This is a genomic window from Paraliobacillus zengyii (assembly GCF_003268595.1).
Classification (GTDB): domain Bacteria; phylum Bacillota; class Bacilli; order Bacillales; family Amphibacillaceae; genus Paraliobacillus_A; species Paraliobacillus_A zengyii.
Genome location: NZ_CP029797.1, coordinates 1851830 through 1877697 on the forward strand (window position 1 = coordinate 1851830; position 25868 = coordinate 1877697).

The 25868-nt window shown below is 33.7% G+C and carries 28 protein-coding genes; 21 read left to right on the top strand and 7 right to left on the bottom strand.

The genetic code is table 11. The features are described 5' to 3' along the window. The first annotated feature begins 28 nt into the window (after nucleotides 1–28). The 7 genes from mmsA to DM447_RS09390 all read left to right on the top strand — a co-directional run bounded on the left by mmsA (nucleotide 29) and on the right by DM447_RS09390 (nucleotide 8763). Complete coding sequence (gene mmsA / locus DM447_RS09360) at nucleotides 29–1579, top strand: multiple monosaccharide ABC transporter ATP-binding protein (RefSeq protein ID WP_112180971.1); 1551 nt, start codon at nucleotides 29–31, stop codon at nucleotides 1577–1579. After that, entirely contained in the window at nucleotides 1563–2729 is a 1167-nt protein-coding gene (gene mmsB, locus DM447_RS09365) for a multiple monosaccharide ABC transporter permease (protein WP_112180972.1), read from the top strand. The genes mmsA and mmsB overlap by 17 nt, the downstream gene beginning before the upstream one ends. 161 nt (nucleotides 2730–2890) lie before the next feature. Beyond that, nucleotides 2891–3637: a PRC-barrel domain-containing protein gene (locus tag DM447_RS09370; RefSeq protein ID WP_162632618.1), complete on the top strand. Its 747-nt coding sequence runs from the start codon at nucleotides 2891–2893 to the stop codon at nucleotides 3635–3637. Nucleotides 3638–3809: 172 nt separating this feature from the next. After that, nucleotides 3810–4802, top strand: a complete 993-nt coding sequence (locus tag DM447_RS09375; RefSeq protein ID WP_112180974.1) for a glycosyltransferase family 2 protein — start codon at nucleotides 3810–3812, stop codon at nucleotides 4800–4802. Beyond that, the gene (locus DM447_RS09380; protein ID WP_112180975.1) at nucleotides 4750–5124 is read left to right on the top strand and encodes a GtrA family protein; all 375 of its coding nucleotides are present in this window, start codon (nucleotides 4750–4752) and stop codon (nucleotides 5122–5124) included. Before DM447_RS09375 ends, DM447_RS09380 begins: the two co-directional genes overlap by 53 nt. A gap of 12 nt (nucleotides 5125–5136) precedes the next feature. Next, the gene (locus DM447_RS09385; protein ID WP_112180976.1) at nucleotides 5137–7710 is read left to right on the top strand and encodes a YfhO family protein; all 2574 of its coding nucleotides are present in this window, start codon (nucleotides 5137–5139) and stop codon (nucleotides 7708–7710) included. 243 nt (nucleotides 7711–7953) lie between these two features. Continuing rightward, on the top strand, nucleotides 7954–8763 hold the full coding sequence (locus DM447_RS09390) for an N-acetylmuramoyl-L-alanine amidase (protein ID WP_112180977.1): 810 nt from the start codon (nucleotides 7954–7956) through the stop codon (nucleotides 8761–8763). A 41-nt stretch (nucleotides 8764–8804) separates the two neighbouring features. Here the strand turns inward: DM447_RS09390 and lexA are convergent, their stop codons facing one another. Next, nucleotides 8805–9437 (bottom strand): transcriptional repressor LexA, encoded by a 633-nt coding sequence (gene lexA / locus DM447_RS09395; protein ID WP_112180978.1) that lies wholly within the window; start codon nucleotides 9435–9437, stop codon nucleotides 8805–8807. Nucleotides 9438–9729: 292 nt separating this feature from the next. On the opposite strand from lexA, the gene DM447_RS09400 reads away from it, so the two are divergent. The 7 genes from DM447_RS09400 (at nucleotide 9730) to DM447_RS09430 (ending at nucleotide 15594) form a co-directional block, all read left to right on the top strand. Continuing rightward, entirely contained in the window at nucleotides 9730–10395 is a 666-nt protein-coding gene (locus DM447_RS09400) for a YneB family resolvase-like protein (protein WP_112180979.1), read from the top strand. A 77-nt stretch (nucleotides 10396–10472) separates the two neighbouring features. After that, nucleotides 10473–10697 (top strand): DUF896 domain-containing protein, encoded by a 225-nt coding sequence (locus DM447_RS09405; RefSeq protein WP_112180980.1) that lies wholly within the window; start codon nucleotides 10473–10475, stop codon nucleotides 10695–10697. 107 nt (nucleotides 10698–10804) lie between these two features. Continuing rightward, nucleotides 10805–12811 carry a transketolase gene (gene tkt / locus DM447_RS09410; RefSeq protein ID WP_112180981.1) on the top strand — a complete coding sequence of 669 codons (2007 nt, stop codon included), beginning with the start codon at nucleotides 10805–10807 and terminating at the stop codon, nucleotides 12809–12811. Between the two features lie 142 nt (nucleotides 12812–12953). After that, nucleotides 12954–13382 (top strand): sporulation inhibitor of replication protein SirA, encoded by a 429-nt coding sequence (gene sirA, locus DM447_RS09415; protein ID WP_112180982.1) that lies wholly within the window; start codon nucleotides 12954–12956, stop codon nucleotides 13380–13382. Between the two features lie 71 nt (nucleotides 13383–13453). Beyond that, the gene (locus DM447_RS09420) at nucleotides 13454–13678 is read left to right on the top strand and encodes a YneF family protein (protein ID WP_112180983.1); all 225 of its coding nucleotides are present in this window, start codon (nucleotides 13454–13456) and stop codon (nucleotides 13676–13678) included. A 137-nt stretch (nucleotides 13679–13815) separates the two neighbouring features. After that, nucleotides 13816–14283, top strand: coding sequence for a CcdC family protein (locus DM447_RS09425; protein WP_112180984.1), 468 nt, complete (start codon nucleotides 13816–13818; stop codon nucleotides 14281–14283). Nucleotides 14284–14469: 186 nt separating this feature from the next. Further along, nucleotides 14470–15594, top strand: a complete 1125-nt coding sequence (locus tag DM447_RS09430; RefSeq protein ID WP_112180985.1) for an ATP-binding protein — start codon at nucleotides 14470–14472, stop codon at nucleotides 15592–15594. 52 nt (nucleotides 15595–15646) lie between these two features. Here the strand turns inward: DM447_RS09430 and DM447_RS09435 are convergent, their stop codons facing one another. Beyond that, nucleotides 15647–15757 carry a small acid-soluble spore protein P gene (locus tag DM447_RS09435; RefSeq protein ID WP_112180986.1) on the bottom strand — a complete coding sequence of 37 codons (111 nt, stop codon included), beginning with the start codon at nucleotides 15755–15757 and terminating at the stop codon, nucleotides 15647–15649. Nucleotides 15758–15974: 217 nt separating this feature from the next. Here DM447_RS09435 and acnA point away from each other — a divergent pair, with 217 nt between their 5' ends. The 4 genes from acnA (at nucleotide 15975) to tlp (ending at nucleotide 19389) form a co-directional block, all read left to right on the top strand. After that, entirely contained in the window at nucleotides 15975–18683 is a 2709-nt protein-coding gene (gene acnA / locus DM447_RS09440; protein ID WP_112180987.1) for an aconitate hydratase AcnA, read from the top strand. A gap of 113 nt (nucleotides 18684–18796) precedes the next feature. Beyond that, nucleotides 18797–18943 carry an FbpB family small basic protein gene (locus DM447_RS09445; protein WP_112180988.1) on the top strand — a complete coding sequence of 49 codons (147 nt, stop codon included), beginning with the start codon at nucleotides 18797–18799 and terminating at the stop codon, nucleotides 18941–18943. Between the two features lie 65 nt (nucleotides 18944–19008). Next, nucleotides 19009–19152 (top strand): acid-soluble spore protein N, encoded by a 144-nt coding sequence (locus DM447_RS09450; protein ID WP_112180989.1) that lies wholly within the window; start codon nucleotides 19009–19011, stop codon nucleotides 19150–19152. Between the two features lie 12 nt (nucleotides 19153–19164). Beyond that, a complete protein-coding gene (gene tlp / locus DM447_RS09455) occupies nucleotides 19165–19389 on the top strand; it encodes a small acid-soluble spore protein Tlp (RefSeq protein ID WP_112180990.1) in 225 nt (74 codons plus the stop codon). 71 nt (nucleotides 19390–19460) lie between these two features. Here the strand turns inward: tlp and DM447_RS09460 are convergent, their stop codons facing one another. After that, nucleotides 19461–19961 (bottom strand): GNAT family N-acetyltransferase, encoded by a 501-nt coding sequence (locus tag DM447_RS09460; protein ID WP_112180991.1) that lies wholly within the window; start codon nucleotides 19959–19961, stop codon nucleotides 19461–19463. Between the two features lie 38 nt (nucleotides 19962–19999). Further along, nucleotides 20000–20563, bottom strand: a complete 564-nt coding sequence (locus tag DM447_RS09465) for an MSMEG_1061 family FMN-dependent PPOX-type flavoprotein (protein ID WP_112182710.1) — start codon at nucleotides 20561–20563, stop codon at nucleotides 20000–20002. Nucleotides 20564–20808: 245 nt separating this feature from the next. Between DM447_RS09465 and DM447_RS09470 the strand changes: the two genes are divergently transcribed. From DM447_RS09470 to DM447_RS09480, 3 genes are read left to right on the top strand one after another with little or no spacing between them, the layout of a single operon-like run. Continuing rightward, a complete protein-coding gene (locus DM447_RS09470; protein WP_112180992.1) occupies nucleotides 20809–23088 on the top strand; it encodes an AAA family ATPase in 2280 nt (759 codons plus the stop codon). Nucleotides 23089–23094: 6 nt separating this feature from the next. Then, nucleotides 23095–23514 carry an acyl-CoA thioesterase gene (locus tag DM447_RS09475; RefSeq protein ID WP_112180993.1) on the top strand — a complete coding sequence of 140 codons (420 nt, stop codon included), beginning with the start codon at nucleotides 23095–23097 and terminating at the stop codon, nucleotides 23512–23514. Between the two features lie 2 nt (nucleotides 23515–23516). Continuing rightward, on the top strand, nucleotides 23517–23816 hold the full coding sequence (locus DM447_RS09480; RefSeq protein WP_112180994.1) for a hypothetical protein: 300 nt from the start codon (nucleotides 23517–23519) through the stop codon (nucleotides 23814–23816). A gap of 119 nt (nucleotides 23817–23935) precedes the next feature. Here the strand turns inward: DM447_RS09480 and yidD are convergent, their stop codons facing one another. The 3 genes from yidD to plsY form a co-directional block, all read right to left on the bottom strand. Beyond that, complete coding sequence (yidD, locus tag DM447_RS09485; RefSeq protein WP_112180995.1) at nucleotides 23936–24172, bottom strand: membrane protein insertion efficiency factor YidD; 237 nt, start codon at nucleotides 24170–24172, stop codon at nucleotides 23936–23938. Between the two features lie 12 nt (nucleotides 24173–24184). Then, a complete protein-coding gene (gene folE2, locus DM447_RS09490) occupies nucleotides 24185–25114 on the bottom strand; it encodes a GTP cyclohydrolase FolE2 (RefSeq protein WP_112180996.1) in 930 nt (309 codons plus the stop codon). 138 nt (nucleotides 25115–25252) lie between these two features. After that, on the bottom strand, nucleotides 25253–25837 hold the full coding sequence (gene plsY / locus DM447_RS09495) for a glycerol-3-phosphate 1-O-acyltransferase PlsY (protein ID WP_112180997.1): 585 nt from the start codon (nucleotides 25835–25837) through the stop codon (nucleotides 25253–25255). Nucleotides 25838–25868 lie beyond the last annotated feature (31 nt).

Genomic DNA, 25868 nt, shown 5'->3' on the forward strand with positions numbered 1-25868 from the left:
TTCTTTAAGTGGGGAAGGTGGCGAGTGTATGTCGGACTATATTTTAGAGATGCGTAACATAACGAAAACATTCCCTGGTGTTAAGGCACTAGATAATGTAAATTTAAAGGTTGAAAAAGGAGAAATTCATGCGTTAGTTGGTGAAAATGGTGCAGGTAAATCAACTTTAATGAAGGTTTTAAGTGGTGTCTATCCAAACGGGTCCTATGAGGGTGGCATCTACTTTGATGAAAAAGAGTGCCATTTTAAAGATATAAAGCAAAGCGAAAATGTTGGTATTGTTATTATTCATCAAGAATTAGCGTTAAGTCCATTTCTTTCAATTGCAGAAAATATCTTTTTAGGTAATGAAAGACACGTTCGTCAGATCATGGATTGGAAAGATACTTTTTCGAAATCCAAGGAATTATTAGAACAAGTAGGATTAAAGGATTCTCCAGAGACAGCAGTTATGAACATTGGTGTTGGTAAACAACAGTTAGTTGAAATTGCAAAGGCATTATCAAAAAATGTCAAGTTGCTGATTCTTGATGAACCAACAGCAGCCTTAAATGAAACAGATAGTGCAAATCTGTTGAAATTATTAAATGACCTAAAAAAACAAGGGATTACATCTATCCTTATTTCTCATAAGTTAAATGAAGTTTCTTCTATATCGGATTCCATTACAATTTTACGTGATGGTCAAACAATCGAAACAATAAAAAGTAATGATGGTAATGTTTCTGAAGATCGTATTATTAAAGGCATGGTTGGTCGTGAATTAACTAGTCGTTTCCCAGTAAGAACTGCAGAAATCGGTGAAACCATTTTTGAAGTTAAAGATTGGAATGTTTATCATCCACAGCAACGTGATCGCAAAGTTCTTGATAATGTGAATATTCATATTCGTCGTGGAGAAGTTGTTGGGTTAGCGGGTTTAATGGGAGCAGGAAGAACAGAGTTAGCGATGAGTATTTTTGGTAAGACATATGGTAAAAAAATAACAGGTTCGTTATATAAGAATGAGCAAGAAATAAATGCTAATACAGTTAGTGAAGCAATTGCAAATGGGATAGCGTATGTTTCGGAAGATCGAAAAACATACGGATTAAACCTCATTGATGATATCAAACGAAATATTACATTATCTAACTTAAAACGTGTTTCGCATCATTCTATTATTGATGAGAATATGGAAATAAAACAAGCACAATTATTACGTGAGAAATTAAACATAAAAACACCTTCGCTTGAGCAGGTCACTGGTAATCTTAGTGGTGGGAATCAACAAAAAGTTGTATTAAGTAAATGGATATTCACAGAACCAGATATTTTAATCTTAGATGAGCCTACACGTGGTATTGATGTTGGAGCTAAGTATGAAATATATTCTCAAATTAATGAATTAGCAGCAGAAGGAATGGGTGTATTAATGATTTCATCTGAGCTTCCAGAGGTACTTGGTCTCTCAGATCGGATTTATGTAATGAATGAAGGCCGTATAAGTGCGGAGCTTGATCGTACGGATGCGGACCAAGAAAATATTATGCGTCATATGACTGGATTTGGAGGTGCTAATCGTGCAGACATTAATTAATTTATTTCGTAATAATATTCGTCAATATGGAATGATTATTGCACTTGTATTTATTACGGCATTATTTTGGGTACTGACAGAAGGAATTACTTTTAATCCTTTAAATTTAACGAACTTGATTCTGCAAAATGGCTTTATTCTAGTATTAGCAGTCGGTATGGTTTTGGTTATTATTACAGGAAACATTGATTTATCAGTCGGTTCTGTCGTTGCTTTTGTAGGTGCTATTGCAGGTGTACTGATGATAAACAATAATGTACCAGTTTGGCTAGCAATAATTCTATCTATAATTGTAGGTGCTTTAATTGGTGTTTGGCAGGGGTTTTGGATTGCCTATATCGGAATACCCTCTTTCATCGTTACGTTAGCTGGGATGTTGATTTTTCGAGGACTAACCTTATATCTATTAGATGGACAGTCGCTTGCACCATTTCCGGATTCATTTGGTTTTCTCAGTGGTGGTTTTCTACCAGATATGTTTGGTTCAGGTGGTTTGCATACTCTGACGATCATTTTGTCCGTAATACTATCAATCATTCTAGTATATTTAGAAATTAAAAATCGAAAAACACAGTTACAATATAGTTTTGAAGTTGTTCCGATGTGGATTAGTATTACAAAACTTGTGTTATTGCTATCTGTTATTAACTGGTTTGCTTATCAACTGGCATTGAACAAAGGTATCCCAATGGTATTAATTATTGTAATTATACTGATTGTAGTTTATACCTTTATTATGAATAATACAGTAATGGGAAGAAGGATTTATGCAACAGGAGGAAATAAAAAAGCTGCTGATTTATCCGGTATAAAAACAAAAGGTGTTGTATTTTGGGTATTTGTTAACAACGGGGTTATTGCAGCATTAGCTGGATTAATGTTTGCATCTCGGTTAGATTCTGCAACACCTGCAGCAGGTAATATGTTAGAACTAGATGCAATAGCTGCAGTATTTATTGGTGGTGCTTCTATGTCGGGTGGGGTCGGTACGATTATTGGCGCAATAGTTGGTGGTCTTGTTATGGGTGTAATGAATAACGGGATGTCATTAATCGGTATTGGTATTGATTGGCAACAAGCGATAAAAGGGATGGTACTATTACTTGCAGTCGGATTTGATGTATATAATAAAAATAGAGCTGGAAAATAAGTAGTCAGAAGAAACATCACGTGATTTTATTTCGTGATGTTTCTTCTAATAACACCCACTACTCTATTAAAATGTTTAAAGAATAGATGAAAAGGCTAAATACATGTATTAGTGAATGAATTTAGTTGAGGAGGCTAACTATTTATTACTTAGCAACAACATTGAAACATTTTAATATTCGAGCAACGGATGATGTATTAGGAAAGATAAAAGATATCTATTTTGACGATAAGTTCTGGACAGTACGTTATTTAGTAGCTGATACGGGTAAATGGCTCCCAAGTGAAAAAGTATTGTTATCACCTTTGTCAGTTAATAAAGTAGATTCTGAAAACGCGACAGTAGATGTGTTAGCATCGAAAGAAAAGGTTAGAAATGCACCAAATAAAAAAGCGGATGAACCAATCTCAAAACAAGATGAAATAGACTTGACTGGATATTATGGATGGCCAAATTATTGGAGTCAAATTGGACCATGGGGAGGCTTTAGTACCCCAGCTGCTCTTGCTGTTGCTGATAAACAACGAGAAATTCAAGAAAAAGCTAAAGCTGACCAAAAAGAAAGTCATCAATTAAGAAGTGTTAATGAAATAAAAGGTGAATTAACTGGGTACAAAGTAGAAGGTATTGGTGGGAAAATAGGTCATGTTTCTGATGTTATTATAGATGAAGAGAATTGGAAAATCACCTACTTAGTAATAGAAACAAGTAAATTCTTAGCAGCGAATTTTATTTTAATAGCTACGGATTGGATAAGTGATATACACTGGTATGATAAGAAGATCTATGTTGAAGTAGATAACGAAAAGGTGAAAAATGTAACGGATTTTGATATACATGCACCACTAACGAAAGAATATGAGGAGAAACTCTATTCTGACTTAGGGAAACAAAAGAAATCCGAATAAACAGATGTAAATCTAGAGACTGTCATGAAAGTTTACTTTCAGATAGTCTCTATTTTATTACCCTACGCTCATCTATAAAACTCTTCTAATAATTATGACATTATTGTTTATACTATCCGTATAAATAGTGAATATTTATCACTGTTATCAATTAATAGAAGTAGGTGTATCTATGAAAAACCGCCTTATCTCTATCATTATTCCTTCTTATAATGAGTCAAATAATATTGAAATAATATATGATGCGATAACCAATGAATGTTTAGACATTGATTATAACTTTGAAATTTTATTCATTAATGATGGTAGTACGGATAATACGCTTAACCTAATTAAAAAGTTGGAATCAACTAATGCCAACGTAAAGTACATTTCTTTCACACGGAATTTTGGAAAAGAAGTTGCACTATTAGCTGGTTTTCAACATGTTAGTGGAGAAGCTGTTATTGTAATGGACGCTGATTTACAACACCCATGTAATTTGATAAAACCATTTATACATGGCTATGAGGAAGGATATCATCAAGTGATAGCACAACGTAATCGAAAAGGTGAAAATCGACTCCGTGCCTGTTTTTCATCGATTTATTATGGCCTAGTAAACAAAATAGTTGATGTAGAAATAAAAAATGGGGTAGGGGATTTTAGATTATTAAGCCGGAAAGCTGTTGAGGCCCTTCTATTATTGAATGAAGGGAATCGCTTTTCAAAAGGCCTTTTTTCTTGGATAGGTCTAAGCCAAAAAACTATTTACTATGATAATATTTCACGTAAAAATGGTAAATCCAAATGGTCCATTTCTATGTTATTTAATTATGGAATTGATGGGATTATCTCTTTTAATAATAGGCCACTCAGAATTTGCTTTTATTCAGGTGCGTTCATATTATTTTTATCTCTTTTGTATATATTTATTAACTTGTTCTTTATTATAACTAATGGAATCACAGAGCCAGGATATTTTACTATAATGTCAGCAGTTCTTTTTTTAGGTGGTATTCAGTTACTTTGTCTTGGTGTTATTGGAGAGTATATTGGTAGGATTTATTATGAAACGAAACATCGTCCACACTACTTAATACAAGAAACAAACATTTCAACAGGAGAAAATTATGAGCATACGCAGCCAAGAATTTATAAAATTCATCATCGTGGGCATCATTAATACGTGCAATTACTATGCTGTTTATTTATTCATACATGCATATTGGGAAATTAACTATCTGGTTTCACATATCACAGGATTTATTTTAAGTTTAATTATATCCTTTTTTTTAAGCTCTTATTTCACGTTTCAAGTAAAGCCAACAGTAATGAAATTTATTCAATTTTCGGTTACGCAAGTTATTAACATTATTGTTTCCTCTATATTCATTTATGTCTTTATCGAATATTTGGTACTCGGTAGCACGATAGCACCGATTGTTTCCATGATTTTTACTGTTCCTCTTACATTTTTTGTAGCAGGAAAAATTTTAAGAAAATAACGGGGAATACATATGCTGATCAAACGAAAAATCCTCTATCTTATAATAAGTAGTCTAGTCGTTGCTGTATTAGGTCATTTGTTTTTTTTGAGAGAATGGCTATTAGATAGATATATGGTCGGACCAAATGATGGTTTGCAACAGATGGTTACCTTTAAAAAAATTTTGTATGAACAATATAAAAGTGGAAATTACTTTTATTCCTATCAATTTGGTCTTGGAGGTGGAACGTACAGCCAATTAGCATTTTATTTCTCCACATCATTTCTATTCATTTTGTCAGCAATTTTTATTTTTGTATTACAAGCCTTAGATGTTATTGGACCTGCTGATACACTGTTTTGGGCAAATGCTTCAATATTTATAAGTATTGTTCGATTAACTTCAATCATTGTTATAACAAGTATTGTATTTCATTATATGAAAAGTGATTGGTTGCCTGCATTTACAGGGGCCTGTTTCTATGGATTAGCTACTATTTATTTCCGACATGTGACGTATTGGGAGTTCTTTGCCGATGCAATGATCTGGATTCCACTACTCGTATTTGGAGTTGAAAAAGTTTTCCGAGAGAAAAGACCAAATTGGCTCATTTTTGCGATAGCTGTAACGCTTATTAATAATTTTTACTTTGCATATGTTAATTTAATTTTTATTATTCTATATATTATCTTTCGTTGGTTTATTCCGTTGGCAGAGAATGAATCAGATAAAGGCAAGTACGCTAAGCTTTTTATTTGTTCAGGTTTTTTAGGATTTGGAATTAGTGCAGTAGCTTTTATACCAGCTGTTTATGGATATTTACATAACTTTCGACCAGCATATCAGAAATCCGTATCTTTTTTTAGCTGGGATAATATTTTATTTGATAGTCGTTATATTATTCTACCTACCGTATTTTTACTACTTTTATTCAGTCTTTCTCTTTTCAAAGTGCAGACATTTAGACTGTATTCTGTTTTAAGTAGTTTTTTTATCTTCTTTCATTTTAGTCCACTTGTTGCAAGTGCATTCAATGGCTTCTCAGCACCTCAATATCGTTGGGAATACTTGATTTCTTTTTCTATTGCAGGAGCTATTTCATTTGGTTTAGAACACATTCAACGTGTAACGAAAAGAAGAATGATCTTATCAAGTGTAATTGTACTAATTCTTTATCTTGGTACAATTATATTTATTGATGATTTACATGTTTTTTCACTGCTTTCTTTGGCAATTTTATTAATGGTATCTATTACTATCTTATTACTTTTTTATGCTGTATTTAAAAAAGAAAAAAGTGCTTTTTATATTATGTATGTAGGACTTTTGTTACTCGTAATCATTTTTGCGAATAGTTTTCAATATGGTCTTTCTCAAGCAGGGGAAGTTAGTAAATCCTCTAAAAATTATTTGTTGAGCGATAAATATAACGGAAAAGAACAAAGAGAGCTTTTGCAACAAATTAAAAACAAAGACCCCGATTCGCTATACCGGATTGACTGGAAAGTAGACAGACTTAATAATACACCAATTGTGCAAGATTTTAACGGAATAAGTGTGTACGGTAGTATACTAAACGAACACTTGATCGATCTTTATTTGAACGATCTAAATATTGACACAGGGAGGGAAAGTGTTAGTAGATATGCAACATTTGGTAATCGGGCGCACTTATATAGTTTATTTCAAGGAAAGTACATGATAAGGGAGAAGGAAAGCGAAGAGGGCGTACCATATGGATTTTCAAAAATACTTGAATCAAAGAACTATATCGTTTTAGAAAACAATAATGTATTGCCTTTTATTCGAACAACTAAAAATTTCTTTTCAGAAAAAGATGTCGAACAGGTTTCTGATTTAAGTAAAGAGTATGCGATGCTCGAAGGTGTAATTATATCCAACACGAAACAAACAAACGCAGAAATAGCACAAGACGCTAATCTTATCGACCAAACGAAAATCATGATGGTTGGTGCTTCTTATACGAATAACGTATTAACTGTTACTGAGGAAAATGGTGGTTTAGATATAGAAACAGATTCATTAACGTCTGCAGCAAAGGATCTGTACGTACACTTTCATTTAGAGAACACTGCAGTCGATCAAGGGTTTACATTAAAAGTAAACGATTATAAAACTGCACGAAAATCTAATCAATCTATTTATAAAACATATGATGATGAGCTAACAATCCGCGTAGATAATTCGAATAAAATTCGAATTAGACTACCTAAAGGAAAGTACATCTTAAGAGATTTAGAACTATATCAAACAGACTATGCCCGTTTGGAATATCAAAAAAACAAGGTATCAAATAATAGTACGTTAAAGTGGAAAGATAATCGAATATCCATAACTTTTAACAACGATAGAAATGATTATTTCATGATGCTACCTATTCCATTTGAAAAAGGGTGGCAAGTTAAAGTTAATAATAAAAAGCAAAAAATTGAGAAGGTTAACTATGCTTTTATTGGATTTCCCATAGACAAAGATGAAAACGAGATAGAATTACTCTATTATCCACCTTATTTTATACTATCGATTGTTTTATCGAGTTTTAGCCTACTCTTATCTATATTAATTTGCAGAAGAAACCAATAAGAGAAAAAGTCATATTTTGCGGTTGCCCGGGTAATATTTTCGGAAAGTCTTATATAAATCAGTTGTTTTCTTATGGAATTTGTTATTAGAGGAATTCTAAGCACCAGTTTTAATGAGGATATAGGAATTAGTTGTTAGAATATTTAAGAAAAGAATATCTAAATTTAAGCCTCCGTTATGGAAGATCAGTCCACACGTAAAACCTTTTTATTTCATATAAAGGTAGTGAAGGAGGTTTGACAAATGCCGAAAATTTTTATTGATCCTGGACATGGGGGAAATGATTCAGGTGCAAGTAGTAACGGGTTAGTAGAAAAGGATATAACATTAAATATTGCTCTAAAATTACAACAGATATTGAACGATTCTTATCAAAATGTCACCACACGTCTATCAAGAACAACAGATCAGTCAGTTTCCCTGACCAATCGAACAAACGCTGCGAATGATTGGAATGCCGATTACTATCTTTCCATTCACATTAACGCAGGTGGCGGTGTTGGTTTTGAAAGCTATATATGGAATGGTAATTTTGCTTCGAAATCTGAAACAGAACGATTGCGATCTACTATTCACGACGAAATTGTTGAAACGATTGGATGGCGTGATCGAGGTAAAAAAGAAGCGAATTTTCATGTGTTAAGAGAAACGACGATGCCAGCAATATTGACAGAAAATGGTTTTATAGATAATGATGCTGAAGCTGAAGAAATGAAAACGCCACAATGGATTGAACAAGTAGCACGTGCACATGCATCTGGTATCGCACAAGCATTTGAATTAGAAGAAGACTCGAATGCAGAAGAACCTGATACGTCATCTTTTTACCGAGTTGTTACAGGTTCGTTTCAATCCGAGAAAAATGCGAAGCAACGTAGATATGTTCTAAATAGGCATGGTTATAGTAGTTTTATAACGGAATTTAATGACCAAGGGCAAGTTTACTTCCGAGTGATTGTTGGGTCATTTCAAAACAGGTCCAATGCTGAAGGCCGTGTAGATGAATTAAATGAAATAGGGTTTGATTCATTTATTAGTACGTTCAACGGATAAAAGAAATCTCCACTATGTTTAAGTGGAGATTTCTTTTATTGTTAATGGATATTTCTATATAAGCCTATTACTCTACCTAAAATGGAAACATTATCATATATGAGTGGTTCCATTGTTGCGTTTTCGGGTTGTAGACGAATATGGTCTTTTTCTTTGAAAAAGCGCTTAACTGTAGCCTCATTCTCATCTGTCATGGCGACTACAATTTCTCCATTTTGAGCGGTTTGCTGTTGTTTTACAATTACCATGTCACCATCTAATATACCTGCTTCGATCATACTTTCGCCTTCAATTACAAGTACAAAAATTGACTGATCGGTAGCATCTCCATGTGTAAGAGTTAAAGGTAGTGGGATGTATTCTTCAATGTTTTCAACAGCAGTAATGGGGATACCAGCAGTAACTTTCCCTATAACAGGTGCAAACGTTACTTCTCCTTTAGGAATACTAGAGTCATCAGCGGCATGTAATACTTCTATTGCTCTAGGTTTCGTTGGATCTCTACGTATGTATCCTTTTTTCTCTAGTCGAGCAAGGTGCCCATGTACGGTGGAACTTGATGCTAGACCAACAGCCCCGCCAATTTCTCTTACTGAAGGTGGATATCCTTTTGCTGCTACTTCATCTTTAATATAATCTAAGATTGCTTGTTGACGTTTTGAAATTTTCGTCATAATGATGCACCTCCGTACATATTTTATTAGTGAAAGTATAGCATGTTTATCACAAATACACAAACATAAGTTCTAAAAAAGACTTGACAGGAACAATCGTTCGGTTATAATAAAATACAGATGCGAACAATCGTTCTTAATATCAAAGGAGGAAACAAAATGTTTAATAAAATAACTAATATTACTATGGTGGATTTATTCTATTTCATTTCGTTCATTCTTACGTTAGGATTTATGTATATGGGTTTAGTTTCTAGTTAAAAAATATGTTTAAAATAGAAAGGTAGTTATCATGCGAGCGATTATATACTGTCGGGTAAGCACGGAAAAAGAAGAGCAGTCTTCTTCCTTACATAGACAAAAACAAGAATTGATAGAGTTAGCAGAAAAAGAACAAATGGAAGTCATCAGTATTATAGAAGAAAGGCAAAGTGGATATGAAATTGAACGAGATGGTATTTTATCCATATTAGAAAAATGTGCAACTGAAGCAGTGGATTGTCTATTAGTTCAAGATGAGACAAGACTAGGAAGAGGTAATACTAAAATTGCCTTATTCCATCAATTTTCTAAGTTAGGTGTGAAAATATATGCTTTATCCAATCAAGGAGAATTACAATTATCTGAATCTGATGCAATGGTTTTACAGATTGTAGGTGTTGTTGAAGAGTACCAACGTAAAATTCATAACATTAAAATAAAACGAGGGATGCAAAAAGCTATTAAAAATGGCTACGATCCAGCTAAAAACCTTCGTAACCGTGATCACGCGAATGGTCGCAATCGAATTGAATTTCCAATTGAAGAGGTAAAACGTTTGCGAGACAATCAATTAACTTTTGGTGAAATAGCGACTACGCTTCGTGGATTGGGTTTTCAAGTGTCCAAAGCAACAGTTCACCGAAGATACCAAGAATATGTATCGCTTGAATCTGAGCATACCTTTCATATAGAATGAATAGACAAGGAATCCATATTAAAGGATACTTGTCTTTTCTGTTTTCGAGAAAACTTTATACGTAAAGGAGAAGAACGATGTTAGCTAAAGATAAATTAGATCGTATTAATATGCTGGCTAAAAAGGCCAAACAAGAAGGGTTAACAAGTGAAGAAAAAGAAGAACAGCAAAAACTAAGACAAGAATATTTAAAAAATGTACGACAATCTTTTAAAAATGAATTCAAAGGGATGAAGATCATTGATCCTAATGGAGATGATGTCACTCCAGAAAAAGTGAAGAATTTGAGAAAAGAAAATTAAAAATAATTGAATATTCTTGAAGATAGTACTTGTTTATTATCCGTTTTCATTATAGGATATTAATTGTACGTACATATTTTCATAATTTTCGAAAGGGGATACAAAGTATGTCAAAACAAACTGAACAACGCTCTATTAACACGATTCGCACGCTATCTATTGATGCAATTGAAAATGCTAACTCTGGGCACCCAGGATTACCAATGGGGGCAGCACCAATGGCATATACATTATGGACTGACTTTATGGACCATAATCCGAAAAACTCTAGTTGGTTTAACCGAGATAGATTTGTATTATCAGCAGGACACGGATCTATGCTATTGTACTCGTTACTACATTTATCAGGTTACAACGTATCAATTGAAGATTTAAAAGGATTTCGTCAGTGGGGATCTATCACTCCAGGTCATCCTGAAGTAACACACACGGACGGAATTGAAGCAACTACTGGGCCATTAGGACAAGGTGTTGCGATGTCTGTTGGTATGGCAATGGCTGAAGAGCACTTAGCTGCTAAATACAATAGAGATAATTTTAATGTAGTTGATCACTTTACTTATGCGCTTGTTAGTGATGGCGATCTAATGGAAGGTGTTTCACATGAGACAGCATCTTTAGCTGGACATTTAGGCTTAGGTAAACTTATTGCACTATATGATTCTAATGACATTTCATTAGATGGTGAATTAGACCAGGCTTTTTCTGAAAATGTAGAAGATCGTTTTAAAGCATATGGCTGGGAAGTAATTCGAGTAGAAGATGGCAATGATATTATCGCTATTCGTGAAGCGATCAAAAAAGCGAAAACAAATCTAGATCAACCTACTTTAATTGAAGTGAAGACTGTTATTGGATATGGTTCACCAAATAAATCAGCTTCTTCTGCTTCACATGGTGCGCCATTAGGTGCAGATGAAATTAAATTAACAAAAGAATTTTATGACTGGAGTCATGAAGATTTCTTCGTGCCTGAAGAAGTTTATCAAGATTTTGAAGAGAAAATTGTAACACGTGGTAAAAAGACTGAAGCAGAGTGGAATGATGTATTTTCAGCATATAAAAAAGCACATCCAGAGCTTGCTAAGGAACTGGAAGATGCAATCAAAGGTGAACTACCATCAGATTGGGCAAAAGACCTTCCAGTATATGAAGCTGGCGAACATACACTTGCTACAAGAGCATCATCAGGTGAAGTTTTAAATGCAGTAGCGGAAGCAGTACCATATTTCTTTGGTGGAAGTGCTGACTTAGCTGGTTCAAATAAAACAAAAATTAATGGTGCAGAAGATTTCTCTAAAAATAATTATTCTGGTCGAAATATTTGGTTTGGTGTACGTGAATTTGCGATGGCTGCAGCCTTAAATGGTATGGCATTACATGGCGGATTAAAAGTTTTTGGTGGCACATTCTTTGTATTCAGTGACTATTTACGTCCTGCTGTACGTTTATCTGCCATTCAAGAATTACCTGTCACATATGTTTTGACACACGATTCTATTGCTGTTGGGGAAGATGGTCCAACACATGAGCCGGTTGAGCAGCTTGCTGCATTTAGAGCAATGCCAAATCTATCAGTTATTCGTCCAGGTGATGGTAATGAAGTACAAGCAGCATGGCGTCTAGCTTTAGAGTCTGAAAAGGTACCAACTATGCTTGTTTTAACAAGACAGAACCTACCAACATTACCAGATACGAAAGATAATGCATATGAAGGTGTTAAAAAAGGTGCTTATGTAGTAAGTGCTGCAACAAAAGCAACACCTGATGCACTATTACTTGCTTCTGGATCTGAAGTTCAGTTAGCAGTAAAAGCACAAGCCGAATTAAAAGAAAAAGGTTATGATGTAAGTGTTGTGAGTATGCCATCTTGGGATCGTTTTAATAAACAAGATAAAGCATACAAAGAACAAGTCATACCATCTACTGTTAAGAAGCGTTTAGCAATTGAAATGGCATCACCATTTGGTTGGGAACGTTATACAGGTGATGAAGGTGACATATTAGCAATTGATACATTTGGTGCATCTGCTAATGGTGATAAGATCATGCAAGAATATGGTTTCACTGTTGATAATGTAGTTAAAAGATTTGAAGCGATGATTAAAGCGTAATTTAACCAATTCCTCACTTTATTTCACAATAAAGTGAGGTTTTTTTTGGATTTGACAAAAGCTTATTATTTTTTTACTTCATTATGACAAGATATGCATCTTTTTTTTTGTATACTGTTTGTCAAAAGAGGGGGACAAGCTTATGCAAAAATATTATGTGTTTTTTTTAAATAGTGAAGTTTGTTATTCTTATTTCTATAAACCAGAGTTACTAAATCGGTTTTTTCAATCTTATTTTGATCAGCAAAACAGAAAAGATTTAGCTGCACAATTTCTATACATAACTAGGACGATATCTGCTGATCAATTGCTGCATTATGTAAATGAAAATGCAAAAAAAAATCGTTATGTCCAGAATAAACGTATTGTCTATTATTTTAACCAGAATGCTACTAATACATTTACTGTGCATGAAAGATGGCTTGAAGTAGATTGTGAATCACTAGAGGTAGCCAATACCATGTTATTTGAATGGCTAGAGAAGTATGATCACTGTTGTTATATTATGGAGAAGAGTGGCATGAATTACGGCTGGCTCTCTCCAATCAAAAAACAAGTCTTGCTTTCCTAGCTCTACTATTGTAATCTTTGTTATTGTCTACTATACTATATGAGAGAGAATTTGAAGGAGGAAGGCTAGACATGGGCACGATTTGGATTGTAGTTATTGCTATAGTAGCTTTAATTGCTGGTGTTGCGCTTGGGTTTTTCATCGCTAGAAGATACATGATGAATTATTTGAAAAAGAACCCACCAATTAATGAACAAATGTTACGAACACTAATGATGCAGATGGGTCAAAAACCATCACAGAAAAAGATTAATCAAATGATGCGTGCAATGAATAATCAAAATCAAACGAAATAATATATTCAATGATTCAATGATTCGATACGTATAGGCATTGCAACTTATAAATCCCTTGCCACCAATTGGTGCAAGGGATTTATAAGTTTTAACGCAAATATTATCATCTAAAATAAAATGTAAAGGAAGTATAAATGATGTTTTGGGCTATAGCTAGTACAGTTGTGGGATTAATAATGGCAACAACGATGATTATTGTTCGTGCACGCGCATCAAAAAGGCCGACAAACGCGGCACGGATCTTACTACCACCTCTTTTTATGAGTACAGGTGCTTTTATGTTTGTAGTGCCTATATTTCGCGTCTCTTTCTCACAAGTTGCAGAAGCATTAATTGTGGGAATGGTCTTCTCAATATTTCTTATTAAATCAACTTCGTTTACCTTCGAAAAAGGGAATATTTATTTAACGCCTTCAAAATATTTTGTTGTTATTTTGGTAGGTCTATTAATTGTTCGAATTATATTAAAGTTAGCTATCAGTTCCTCTATATCTATTGGTGAAACGAGTGGTATGTTTTTTTTGTTAGCTTTTGGTATGATTGCGACATGGAGATTAGTAATGTTCACGAAATATTTAAAAATAAAAAGTGATAATTTCGAATAATCTAATAGTTCGTACGACTCATTATGTTATCATATACTTTATACCTACTTAAGTTTTATTAAAAAAGATTAATTTATCACTATTTTCGCTAATATTTACTACAAATTGCTAATATACATGAAATAACTGTGTTATCATTGTTAAGTAATGGTAGGGTGGGTTTGGTTCCTTGAAAGGGGGTATTTTATGTCAGGTTATGAAATTGATGAAAATACAGACAATGCTATTTTAGCAACATTCTCAATTGCAAAGAAACCCAAACAATTTAAACTAGCCAGTTTACCGGAAGAAGTATTAAATTGGATTGATAAACAAGGGTTTGATTTTATTACAATTTGTAATGATAAAAGTGAAGTAATTTACGTTTCTAATTCTATAGAGAAGGTTTTAGGTTTTGAAAAAGATGAACTAATTGCAAGTAATGCTATTAGTTATTTTTCACCAATGGACCAAGAAAGAATTCCAGAAAAAATTAACAAAAACGAAAAAAAAGTTCAAAAATTCACTGCTAACATTCGAGATGCATTTGGAAGATATAGGAGCATTGATTCTGTAATTGCTTCATTGTTTTCAAGAGATACACAAGAAAAATTATATATCTGCTTGTCTAAAGATATCACAGACAAAAAAGAAGCAGAACAAATGTTAATTCGTTCTGAAAAAATGTCGATAGCAGGTCAATTAGCAGCCGGTGTCGCGCATGAAATTAGAAACCCGCTTACATCCTTGAAAGGGTTTGTTCAACTGCTTCAGGCTGGTATAGATCGTAAAGAAGAATATTATAAAATTATGATTGATGAAATTGAAAAAATAGATGCTATATCATCGGAACTTTTATTTATTGCTAAACCAATGACAGATGAACGAAAAAATGAGAGTGTATCTGATATGGTTCAAGATGTTATTACATTACTGAACACACAGGCTAAAGTATATAATATTAATCTTATTTCGCAAATTGAAGTAGATCAGACGGTCTATTGTGATCGTACACAAATAAAACAAGTCCTTATAAATTTAATTAAAAATGCAATTGAAGAAATGCCTAATGGTGGTACGATACAGATTCATGTAACAGATGATCAAACATATTGTTCTATTTCTGTTATTGACGAAGGTCCAGGGATACCAGAGAGTTTATTACATAAGTTAAAAGAACCTTTCTTTACAACAAAAAAAGAAGGTACTGGATTGGGTTTAATGATTTCAAATAAGATTATAGAAAACCATAATGGTGTATTAGATATCCTACAAAATCAAGATAAAGGAAGTACCTTTTGTGTTTCCTTACCACTAATTAATAATAGCTGATTATACGTAAAAACAGCCGAGATTAACATGGCTGTTTTTACGTGTAATCAAACTATAAATCATGACTTGCATTTTTCTTTTGTCGACTATGATTTCTATTTTTAACTTTTTTTGATCCACTTAAAGGTTTGTTAGGTTTTTCTGTTTGTTTTTTATCTGCCATTTGTTGTCACCACCTCAATAATTAATGTGTGTTTCTATATGGTTTTTATTCTTTAAATTATCGATTTGATTAACACAATGACTGACAAATGTAGACGAATTATTTTACTTATCTGTCGATTTCAATTAAAATGAAATATACGTAGATGTTTGGAATCCTACTATTGATAGGATACGGGGAGTATTATGAGTTTTATTTAATATGGGGGGTATCATGTATGACAGAAATAAATCATACTATTAACGCGCAAAAAAAGTTCGATTTAAATGGTAAAACGTATAATTATTATCAACTAAAAGCCTTAGAAAAGGCAGGAATTGGAGAAATATCTAGGTTACCTTTCTCTATTCGAGTACTATTGGAATCTTTACTTAGACAATATGATGGAAGAGTTATTAAAGACGAGCACATAGCAGGCTTAGCAAAATGGGGTCAAGTAGCTAAAACAGACGTACCATTCAAGCCTTCACGTGTTATCTTACAGGACTTTACTGGTGTTCCTGCTGTAGTTGATCTTGCATCCCTTCGAAAAGCGATGGTTGATCTTGGTGGTTCACCTGATAAAATCAATCCCGAAGTACCGGTAGATTTGGTTATTGATCACTCTGTACAGGTTGATGAATATGGTTCAAATAAAGCTCTATTAGCTAATATGAGTTTTGAATTTGAACGTAATGCAGAACGCTATGAGTTTTTGAATTGGGCTCAAAAGGCATTTGAAAATTATCGTGTAGTACCACCAGCAACAGGTATTGTTCACCAAGTTAATTTAGAGTACATTGCAAATGTAGTACATGCAACTGAAAATAAAGAAGGTGAATTTGATGCTTACCCTGATACATTGGTTGGAACTGATTCACATACAACAATGATTAATGGTTTGGGTGTATTAGGTTGGGGTGTTGGCGGTATTGAAGCTGAAGCAGGCATGTTAGGTCAACCTTCCTATTTACCGGCTCCAGAAGTAATAGGAGTGAAATTCACTGGAAGTTATCCTGATGGAACAACTGCTACAGACTTAGCATTAAAAGTAACACAAGTGTTACGTGAGAAAAAAGTGGTAGGTAAATTTGTTGAATATTTTGGACCTGGCTTACAAGACATGCCACTTGCTGATCGTGCTACCATTTCAAATATGGCTCCTGAATATGGAGCAACTTGTGGATTCTTCCCAGTTGATCAAGAATCGTTAGATTATTTACGTTTAACAGGCCGAAGCGAGGATCATATTGCTTTAGTCGAGAAATACTGTAAAGAAAATAGTCTTTGGTATTCACCAGATCAAGCAGATCCAGAATTTACAGATTTAGTTGAAATAAACTTATCTGATTTAGAACCGAATCTATCTGGTCCGAAGCGTCCACAAGACTTAATTGCTCTATCTGACATGAAAAAGCTTTTTCATGAAACTATTTCTAATCCTGCCGGAAATCAAGGGTTCGGTTTAGAGAAATCTGAATTTGAAAAAGAAGCCTTAATTGAACATCCTGACGGTAGTACATCTAAGATGAAGACTGGCTCATTAGCAATTGCTGCGATTACATCTTGTACAAATACATCAAACCCGTATGTAATGTTAGGAGCAGGTTTACTTGCTAAGAAGGCTGTAGAGAAAGGGCTAGATGTACCAAGTTATGTAAAAACATCTTTAGCACCAGGTTCAAAAGTGGTGACAAGATATCTTGAAGATGCTGGTCTAATGACTTATTTAAATAAATTAGGTTTTAATTTGGTTGGATATGGTTGTACAACTTGTATCGGTAATTCTGGTCCGTTATTGCCTGAAATTGAACAAGCTATTGCAAATGCAGACTTAACAGTATCATCTGTTCTATCTGGTAACAGAAACTTTGAAGGACGTATCCATCCACTTGTTAAAGCAAATTATCTAGCTTCTCCACCACTTGTTGTAGCTTATGCTTTAGCTGGAACGGTTGATATAGATATTAAAGATGAACCACTTGGTATGGACAAAGATGGAGAACCTGTTTATTTTGCTGATTTATGGCCAACAATGGAGGAAATTCGTTCAGAGGTTGCTAAAGTTGTTACGCCAGATATTTTCAAGAAAGAGTATGAGAATATTTTCAAATCAAATGAACAGTGGAATGCAATTGAAACAACTGATGAGCCTATATATGAGTGGGATGATGATTCTACCTATATTCAAAACCCTCCATTTTTTGAAGGTTTAGCTAAGGAAGCTGATCAAGTTAAAGCACTATCTGGTTTACGCGTAATTGGAAAATTTGCTGATTCTGTTACAACAGACCATATTTCACCAGCAGGTGCAATTGCAAAAGATATGCCAGCAGGGCAATACTTGCAAGAAAATGGTGTAACACCAAGAAACTTTAATTCATATGGTTCGCGACGTGGAAATCACCAAGTGATGATGCGTGGAACGTTTGCTAATATTCGTATTAAGAACAAACTTGCACCTGGTACGGAGGGTGGATATACAACATATTGGCCAACGGATGAAGTGATGCCAATTTATGATGCAGCAATGAAATACCAAGAAGATAATACAGGTTTACTTGTTATTGCAGGAAAAGATTACGGCATGGGAAGTTCGCGTGACTGGGCTGCAAAAGGTACCAAGCTATTAGGTATTAAAACAGTGATTGCAGAAAGTTATGAACGTATTCACCGTAGTAATTTAGTTATGATGGGCGTTTTACCATTGCAATTTAATGAAGGCGAATCAGCTGAATCATTAGGTTTAACTGGAACAGAAACATTTGAAATAAATATTGATGAAACAGTTCAACCCAATCAACTTGTAAATGCAAAAGCAACAAGAGTAGATGGAAGTGAAGTAAGTTTTCAAGTTGTAGCTCGCTTTGATAGTGAAGTGGAGATTGATTACTACCGTCACGGTGGAATTCTGCAAATGGTCTTACGTAATAAACTGAAAGACTAATAATAAATGAGAAGAGGTTTCGCAATTGCGGAACCTCTTTTTTCGATTTTTAAAAGTATAAATTATCAGAATAATGGGAAAGATCTATTTAATCAAGAAAAGGAGTGGTAGGAATGGTTCGAGCTAAGAAATTGTCGTTTCAAACACTAGTGGCAGAAAATAGAAAAGAAATTATGCAGGATGAAAAAACGATAGAAAAAATTACAGATCGAATAGAAGACAAGATTCATGCAACGATAAAGACAAATATTTCTTCATGAAAAGATCTTGTATAAATACAATACCCTAAGCCAAACTAATTGTGAACAACGAAGGGGGCTTTTTGATGAGTAATCCTAAACGAGATAGTGAGCAATTTCAACCTGATCATTATGGCACACAGCCGAGAAAAGCTGAAAGCAACAAAGGAAAACAAATGGGTATGAAAAGTAATGAACAACCCGACCTCATACAACAAAAAGGCAAATAGGAGGTATAAATAATGAGTGAAAACAAACCAAATCCAGATAATCGTGCCGATAATGTAGAAAAATTACAAGAGATGGTTCATAATACAATTGAAAATATTGAGCAATCACATGATGCGTTGCAACATGCAACCGATCAAGAGAAAGAAAATATCGAAGCTAAAAATGAAAGAAGAGAAGAGTCCTTAGAAGCAATACGTGTAGAGATCAAAGATGAATATAAAAATCAACAAAAGTAATTTTTATGCTATATTGGATAAAGAAGCGCTGTTAATGGCTTCTTTATCTACGTTATTAAGAGAACGTTTGGTTAGATCTGCCTGTTATAGCGTAGTGTAACCTGTTCTTCTCCAGTTTCCGTTTGAGCTATTTTTTTTTTTTTTTTCTGAAAGGTAAATCCACGTGCTTCATAAAATGGGATACCTCGTTGGTTTCCATCCTGTACAGATACCCATTGCTCTTTTACATTTATTTTAAGTTGATATTCTGTAAATCTTTCAAGAAGTTGTTTTCCGACGCCTTTATATCTGTATTCTTCATCTACATAAAAAACAAAAATTTCTCCTATATTTGGCTCTTTTAATCCTCCACCAATTACACCAACGACTTTATCGTCTATAAGGGCTACATATGTATAAATTCCTTTCTCAATATCCTGTTTAACACGTTCCTTTTGATACCAAAAAGCAACAGTTTTCACTTGATGTTTGTCACTTAATTTATTTTCAACCGTTTGTTTCCAGCCATTTGTACAGATTGTAGCAATTTCACTTGTATGATTTTCACTTGGTTTAACAATCGTTAGTTCCATTATTCCCACCTCATTAGTACTATTATTGAAATAAATTTTTATATTTTAAGATTGGGTAGTTTTGTGTGTTCTGATACTATTTTTGCAGCTTTAGGCAGGGTATCTTGCTTACTCCAAGAATTTTGTTCCCATATACCAGAACGTTGAAATGCTTTGGCACAATGAATGAAACATTCTTCTACTTCTATAGCAATTCCCAAAAGGGGTTTTTCCCCTTTGACTATCATTTCGTCAAGTAATTGCTTATCTTTAACTAAGCAAGCTTTTCCGTTAATTCTTAATGTTTCTCCGAGACCAGGTATAAACAAGAGAATACCGACGTTGGGGTTGGACAAGATATTTCGTAACGAATCGCTACGTTTATTCCCAGATCTTTCAGGGATGAATAATTGTTTTTCATTTATTACTTTAACCAAACCATTACGATCTCCTCGGGGTGATACATCACAATTTCCGGAGTTATCTGAAGTGGCCAATGTTAAAAATGGAGATTTCGAAATGAAATCTATACAATTTTGATCTAAATAGTTTATCACTTTATTTTCTACCAGTTCACTTGGTTGACCAACTAGCGTACGAAGGTCTTCAGGTGTGTTGATCATATCTTTAAAAACAAATATATTATTCAAAAAAACAACTCCTATATTTAGTTATTTCAAATACCATAATAAACGTATCTTTATTTTATCATAAAAAATCAGAAAACTCTGTAAAATAAAATTAAATATAGGGCCCGATTAAGATGCTATCATAAAAAAACTCATACCTAGTGTTTAAAATCTTTCGAGTCAACATAAACAGATAGTTATGATAAAATGTAGTTGTAAGTGAAGGGAGCGGTTATTTTTTGAGAAACACAATTACGGAAGCAGAGATTATAAAGTGGGATACGTTAGAAACAGAAGTTCCACTTACTGAAGTTGACACATTACGTATGTTAGATCAATTGGAGTCAAATGAAAGAGATTATTCAAAGCAGGCGATCGCTGTTCTCTATAGTATGTTGGCTTTTCATCGATTAAAACGTCTTGAAAACTCAGACTATTTAATTGATTTATTACTAGATAAAGCAGCGTCATATGATGATACAGTAACTGTATATCAATCATTGCGTGATATAAAAACGTATTTTCATTTTTATAATGAATTAGAAAAACTTGAAGTAGCTACATGGTCGATTAGAGAGACAGATTTCGATCCAGTTAATTTAAAAAAATTAAATGAATGGCTGATACAATTACAACAATTGAAAAAAAATGCGATTACAAAAAGGGAACCAAATGAAACACAACCTGAAATCGTTTCGATTTATAAACGTATAGAGAAGACGATAAGTGATTTTATAGAGATAGTAGAAGATAGCATTGCTTCATTAGAGAATAAACGATCAGGTATTCCAGTACAGCGCCTAAATGATTACATCAAAGAATTAGTCGGTCTGAAAAAGGACTTTTATCGTGCATTTCCTGATGTATTACGTGCATCTAATGAAAAAAGTCCATTAGAAAAATTGGATGAAATGGTTGGTTTAGACGATGTAAAAAAATATATTTCGCAATATTATCATTACCTTAAATATCAAAAAGAACGTAAACATATGGGCTTTCACATGATTGATGAACCTGGTTTACATATGGTAATGACAGGTAACCCTGGGACTGGTAAAACGACAATTGCTCGTCTCTTAGCAGAAATCTATCATGAGTTAGGTTTATTAGATACCAAAGAAGTAACAGAAGTAAATCGATCGCATTTAGTTGGCTCATATGTTGGTCAAAGTGAAGAAAATACAATGTCATATATTAAACAATCCCTTGGTGGAATCCTTTTTATTGATGAAGCTTATAGTTTAAAACGTCCCGAACAAAGCGGTAGTGATTATGGACAAGCTGTTATTGATACACTTGTTTCCGCTATGACTGGTAAAGAATACGCGAATAAGTTTGCCGTTATTTTAGCTGGTTATCCAGAAGAAATGCGTCAGTTTTTATGGTCGAATACTGGACTACGTAGCCGTTTTCCTGAACAAAACGTTGTTTCATTACCTGATTTTAAAATGGTTGAGTTAGTACAAATAGCTCAAAATACTGCATTAAGTAATGATTACTTTTTTACGGAAGAAGCCTTAAATCGCTTCGAAAGTGTCATTGATCGAGCGAAAGTGGATGATACTTTTGGTAATGCACGAACGGTAAGGGACCTTGTATTAAAAGCTATCTTTAAAAAAGGTGCTACTAAAACAATTAATTCGTCAGATAATTGGTTAGAACACATGCGTATCGATGTTAGTGATTTAGATATTATGGAAGATAATGAAAGATTAAAAAATGAACCGATGAAGCAATTAGATAATTTAATTGGATTAACAAATATCAAAGAAGAAGTAAAAAAACTTTCATCATTTGTTACTGCACAACAAAAACGAAAGAAACTAGGATATCCAGCTGTGCCAATTCAATTGCATGCAGTCTTTTCTGGTAATCCAGGGACGGGTAAGACAACAGTTGCAAAGATTTATTCACAATTACTGAAAGAATGTGGTTTATTAAAAAGAGGACATTTCGTATTAGCATCTAGAAGTGATCTTGTGGCTGGATATGTTGGTCAAACTGCAATCAAGACAAAACAAAAGATAAGAGAAGCGCTTGGCGGCGTGTTGTTTATTGATGAAGCCTATGCTTTATTTCGTGGAGAAAACGATTTTGGTAAAGAAGCTATTGATACGTTAGTAGATGAAATGACAAAACACAATGAAAATTTGGTTGTTATTTTAGCTGGATATGAGAATGAAATGAAACAATTTATTAATAGTAATCCAGGATTATCATCTCGATTTAAAAAATATTTTAAGTTTCTTGATTATAATGGGAAAGAACTGGTTGAAATCACAGACTATCATGTAGCTCGCTATCAATATCAACTTGATAAATACGCTAAAACCTATATTCAAAAACAATATCAAGCACATTCAATTAAAGGTAACGCACGTTTTGTCGTTAATTTAGTTGATGAGGCAATTCAATTTCAATCATTACGTATTGCAGACGAAAAATACTCAACGGATACACTATTATTGCTAAAACAAGAGGATTTTGAAAAAGCATGGCAAACGGTCAAGGGGGTTTAATTATATATGAAGGTGAGAACACCAATTAAAGTACGCTATCAAGAAACAGATCAAATGGGGGTTGTGTATCATGCGAATTACCTCATTTGGTTTGAAATAGGTAGGACAGCATTTATAGAAGAATTAGGTTTTCGTTACTTTGATATGGAAGAGAACGGCATTGTTTCTCCAGTCGTAGATGCGCATATATATTTCAAACAACCAATTCGCTACGGTCAACCTGCCTATGTAGAAACATGGGTAGAAGCTTATGATGGTTTACGGACAACATATGGCTATAACGTTGTAAATCAGGAAGGTAACATTGCCGTTACAGGTTCGACAAAGCACGTAATAGTAAAAAAAGAAAACTTTCGTCCCGTTTCCTTGCGTAAGAAATTTCCAGAATGGCATCTTGCTTACCAAAAAGCGATGGGTGATGAATAAGGATGGCTTTTGGAATTAAACGGAAAGAATTGATGGAATGGAAAACGAATGTCGAGCAAGGAAATATTGCATTTTTAACACATTATTGGTTAGATGATAGATTTCCTGGTTGTAATACCGTAACAAAAGTTGGGTGTAATAACATAGAAAGTTTAATCAAGTGGGGCAAAAAGTACGGTTTAGAGGCAAGCTGGATTCATAATGACCCTATACATCCACATTTTGATTTATTTGGGATGAAACAAAAAGAAATACTAACAAAAGAAGAACAGTGGAAACAAATAGAACATTTTAACTTATAATTTTTTTGCAAACTAAGACTGGTGTCCACAGAAAGCAAGTACATTTTATTTAATCGGAGTCTATAGTAATTTAGTTGGAAATAACAACCTTTTAGAAAACAGATTAAAAAACGCGAATCTCATCTAGATTCGCGTTTTTGGCGTTTTTCGGGAACTGGGTCAAAACCACCTGAATGAAATGGCTGACATTTTATTATCCGTTTAACCGTTAAATATCCACCTTTTAATGCACCAAATCTTCTAATTGCTTCCATACCATATTGTGAACAGGTAGGATAGAAGCGGCAACTTGGTGGTTTGATAGGACTTATAATTTTTTGATAAATACGAATGATTCCTAGAAAAAGGTACTTCATCTTAGCCCTTCTTTATTGTTCGGCATATTTATCATAAGTAACAGAAGCAATTGCATCGTGTAAATGAATTGATTCTTCATTTCGACAACCAACGTAAAATGCTTGAACAAATGCATATTCATACAGATCAGCAGCTACTAAACGAACCATATCTTCAACAAATCGTGGATTTTCATAAGCTTGCTCGGTTACCATCTTTTCATCTGGCCGTTTTAAAACGGGGTGGATACGAGCGCTTGCATTACTTTCAGCTGCTTCTAATAAAGCGTATTTCCAATCTACTTCCTCTTCATCAAAATCTTCCGTTAATTCAACTTCCATCGTGATTTTTCCACGTTGATTATGAGCACTGTATTCACTGATTTCTTTGGAACAAGGGCATAAAGTTGTAATGGTACCAGTCAATCCTACCGTTATATCATAACCTAATTCAGTGTCGTACTGTATACGGATCGTAGCATCTGCATGGTTAAGTCCCGAAAAATCGGAAGAAGGTCCTTTTCTTTCAAAAAACCAAGGGAAAGTTACTTCTATAAATGCATCCCGTTGTTTTAATCGTGTAGCTAATTCTTCGGCAAATTTTTTCAAATTAGTAAGCGACAAGGTGAATGAGCCATCTGCATGATATTCTTGTAATTGTTGTGTAAAACGACTCATGTTTGTACCTTTACTATCTTTTGTGATACTAGAAGAAAAAGTGAAGGTTCCAATAGTTGTTTGTAAAGCAGGCTCCATTTTACTAGTTATTTGGATCGGATGTTTTACATTAGCGATCCCTACAGCATCTAAATCAAACAGAAAATCACTTTGTGTATTTTGAAGATCAGACATCAGATCTTTATCTATCGGTTTAGTTTTGGCTCCAGGTTTAACGGATCCAAATAATGTATGTCTTTCTAACTTATTTGGTAAAACTTTTTTATGGTGTTTTTGTGCATCCATAATGATGCCCCCTTTCATACTCTTATTTAGATATTTCAAAGTATACTGAACAACATATTAAAGTTCAATTTTTTTGACTTGAACGTACATAATTTGACAAAATGGTCTATATTTCAACTGAAATATAGACCATTTTGTTTACATCCAACTAATTTTAGGCTCTGTTTTATTAAGAATTCGCTTGATATTTGCTCGATGTCGATAAAATATAAAAACAGTTAAAATACTTGTTACGATTACTAAACCATAATCTTCTATAAAAATAGAAGCCGTAATAGAAATTAGCCCTGTTATCATAGATGATAATGATACGTACTTACTTATGTACAATGTAAGAATAAAAGATAGTAATATAATACCGAATAATAATGGACTAAGTCCTAATAACATGCCTCCAGAGGTAGCAACAGCTTTGCCTCCTCTAAATCTAGCGAAAACAGGATACATATGTCCAATTACCGCAAAAACACCGATTATAAGAGGACTAATTTCGGTCAAATTAAAAATAATTGGTAATAAAGTAGCAATTGTTCCTTTAAAAATATCCCCAAGTGTCACGATAATGCCAGCCTTTTTACCTAATACGCGGAATGTATTTGTTCCACCTAAATTCCCACTTCCATGTTCACGTATATCGGTCTTGTAGCCAATTTTGCCAACTAATAGTCCGAATGGAACAGAGCCTATGAGATAAGCTAATATTGCCATTAATATATAAGTCATAATACTACTCCTTTTCCAATCAATCTATATA

What these genes read in the sequence shown, in the direction of transcription:
- DM447_RS09390 (WP_112180977.1), top strand. Translation starts at nt 7,954, where the DNA reads ATGCCGAAAATTTTTATTGATCCTGGACATGGGGGAAATGATTCAGGT.
- plsY (WP_112180997.1), bottom strand. Translation starts at nt 25,837, where the DNA reads ATGACTTATATATTAATGGCAATATTAGCTTATCTCATAGGCTCTGTT.
- DM447_RS09480 (WP_112180994.1), top strand. Translation starts at nt 23,517, where the DNA reads ATGGCTTTTGGAATTAAACGGAAAGAATTGATGGAATGGAAAACGAAT.
- acnA (WP_112180987.1), top strand. Translation starts at nt 15,975, where the DNA reads ATGACAGAAATAAATCATACTATTAACGCGCAAAAAAAGTTCGATTTA.
- yidD (WP_112180995.1), bottom strand. Translation starts at nt 24,172, where the DNA reads ATGAAGTACCTTTTTCTAGGAATCATTCGTATTTATCAAAAAATTATA.
- DM447_RS09450 (WP_112180989.1), top strand. Translation starts at nt 19,009, where the DNA reads ATGAGTAATCCTAAACGAGATAGTGAGCAATTTCAACCTGATCATTAT.
- DM447_RS09400 (WP_112180979.1), top strand. Translation starts at nt 9,730, where the DNA reads ATGCGAGCGATTATATACTGTCGGGTAAGCACGGAAAAAGAAGAGCAG.
- DM447_RS09445 (WP_112180988.1), top strand. Translation starts at nt 18,797, where the DNA reads ATGGTTCGAGCTAAGAAATTGTCGTTTCAAACACTAGTGGCAGAAAAT.
- DM447_RS09405 (WP_112180980.1), top strand. Translation starts at nt 10,473, where the DNA reads ATGTTAGCTAAAGATAAATTAGATCGTATTAATATGCTGGCTAAAAAG.
- tkt (WP_112180981.1), top strand. Translation starts at nt 10,805, where the DNA reads ATGTCAAAACAAACTGAACAACGCTCTATTAACACGATTCGCACGCTA.
- DM447_RS09425 (WP_112180984.1), top strand. Translation starts at nt 13,816, where the DNA reads ATGTTTTGGGCTATAGCTAGTACAGTTGTGGGATTAATAATGGCAACA.
- tlp (WP_112180990.1), top strand. Translation starts at nt 19,165, where the DNA reads ATGAGTGAAAACAAACCAAATCCAGATAATCGTGCCGATAATGTAGAA.
- DM447_RS09385 (WP_112180976.1), top strand. Translation starts at nt 5,137, where the DNA reads ATGCTGATCAAACGAAAAATCCTCTATCTTATAATAAGTAGTCTAGTC.
- DM447_RS09465 (WP_112182710.1), bottom strand. Translation starts at nt 20,563, where the DNA reads ATGATCAACACACCTGAAGACCTTCGTACGCTAGTTGGTCAACCAAGT.
- DM447_RS09435 (WP_112180986.1), bottom strand. Translation starts at nt 15,757, where the DNA reads ATGGCAGATAAAAAACAAACAGAAAAACCTAACAAACCTTTAAGTGGA.
- DM447_RS09430 (WP_112180985.1), top strand. Translation starts at nt 14,470, where the DNA reads ATGTCAGGTTATGAAATTGATGAAAATACAGACAATGCTATTTTAGCA.
- DM447_RS09380 (WP_112180975.1), top strand. Translation starts at nt 4,750, where the DNA reads ATGAGCATACGCAGCCAAGAATTTATAAAATTCATCATCGTGGGCATC.
- DM447_RS09420 (WP_112180983.1), top strand. Translation starts at nt 13,454, where the DNA reads ATGGGCACGATTTGGATTGTAGTTATTGCTATAGTAGCTTTAATTGCT.
- lexA (WP_112180978.1), bottom strand. Translation starts at nt 9,437, where the DNA reads ATGACGAAAATTTCAAAACGTCAACAAGCAATCTTAGATTATATTAAA.
- folE2 (WP_112180996.1), bottom strand. Translation starts at nt 25,114, where the DNA reads ATGGATGCACAAAAACACCATAAAAAAGTTTTACCAAATAAGTTAGAA.
- DM447_RS09460 (WP_112180991.1), bottom strand. Translation starts at nt 19,961, where the DNA reads ATGGAACTAACGATTGTTAAACCAAGTGAAAATCATACAAGTGAAATT.
- DM447_RS09475 (WP_112180993.1), top strand. Translation starts at nt 23,095, where the DNA reads ATGAAGGTGAGAACACCAATTAAAGTACGCTATCAAGAAACAGATCAA.
- sirA (WP_112180982.1), top strand. Translation starts at nt 12,954, where the DNA reads ATGCAAAAATATTATGTGTTTTTTTTAAATAGTGAAGTTTGTTATTCT.
- mmsA (WP_112180971.1), top strand. Translation starts at nt 29, where the DNA reads ATGTCGGACTATATTTTAGAGATGCGTAACATAACGAAAACATTCCCT.
- DM447_RS09375 (WP_112180974.1), top strand. Translation starts at nt 3,810, where the DNA reads ATGAAAAACCGCCTTATCTCTATCATTATTCCTTCTTATAATGAGTCA.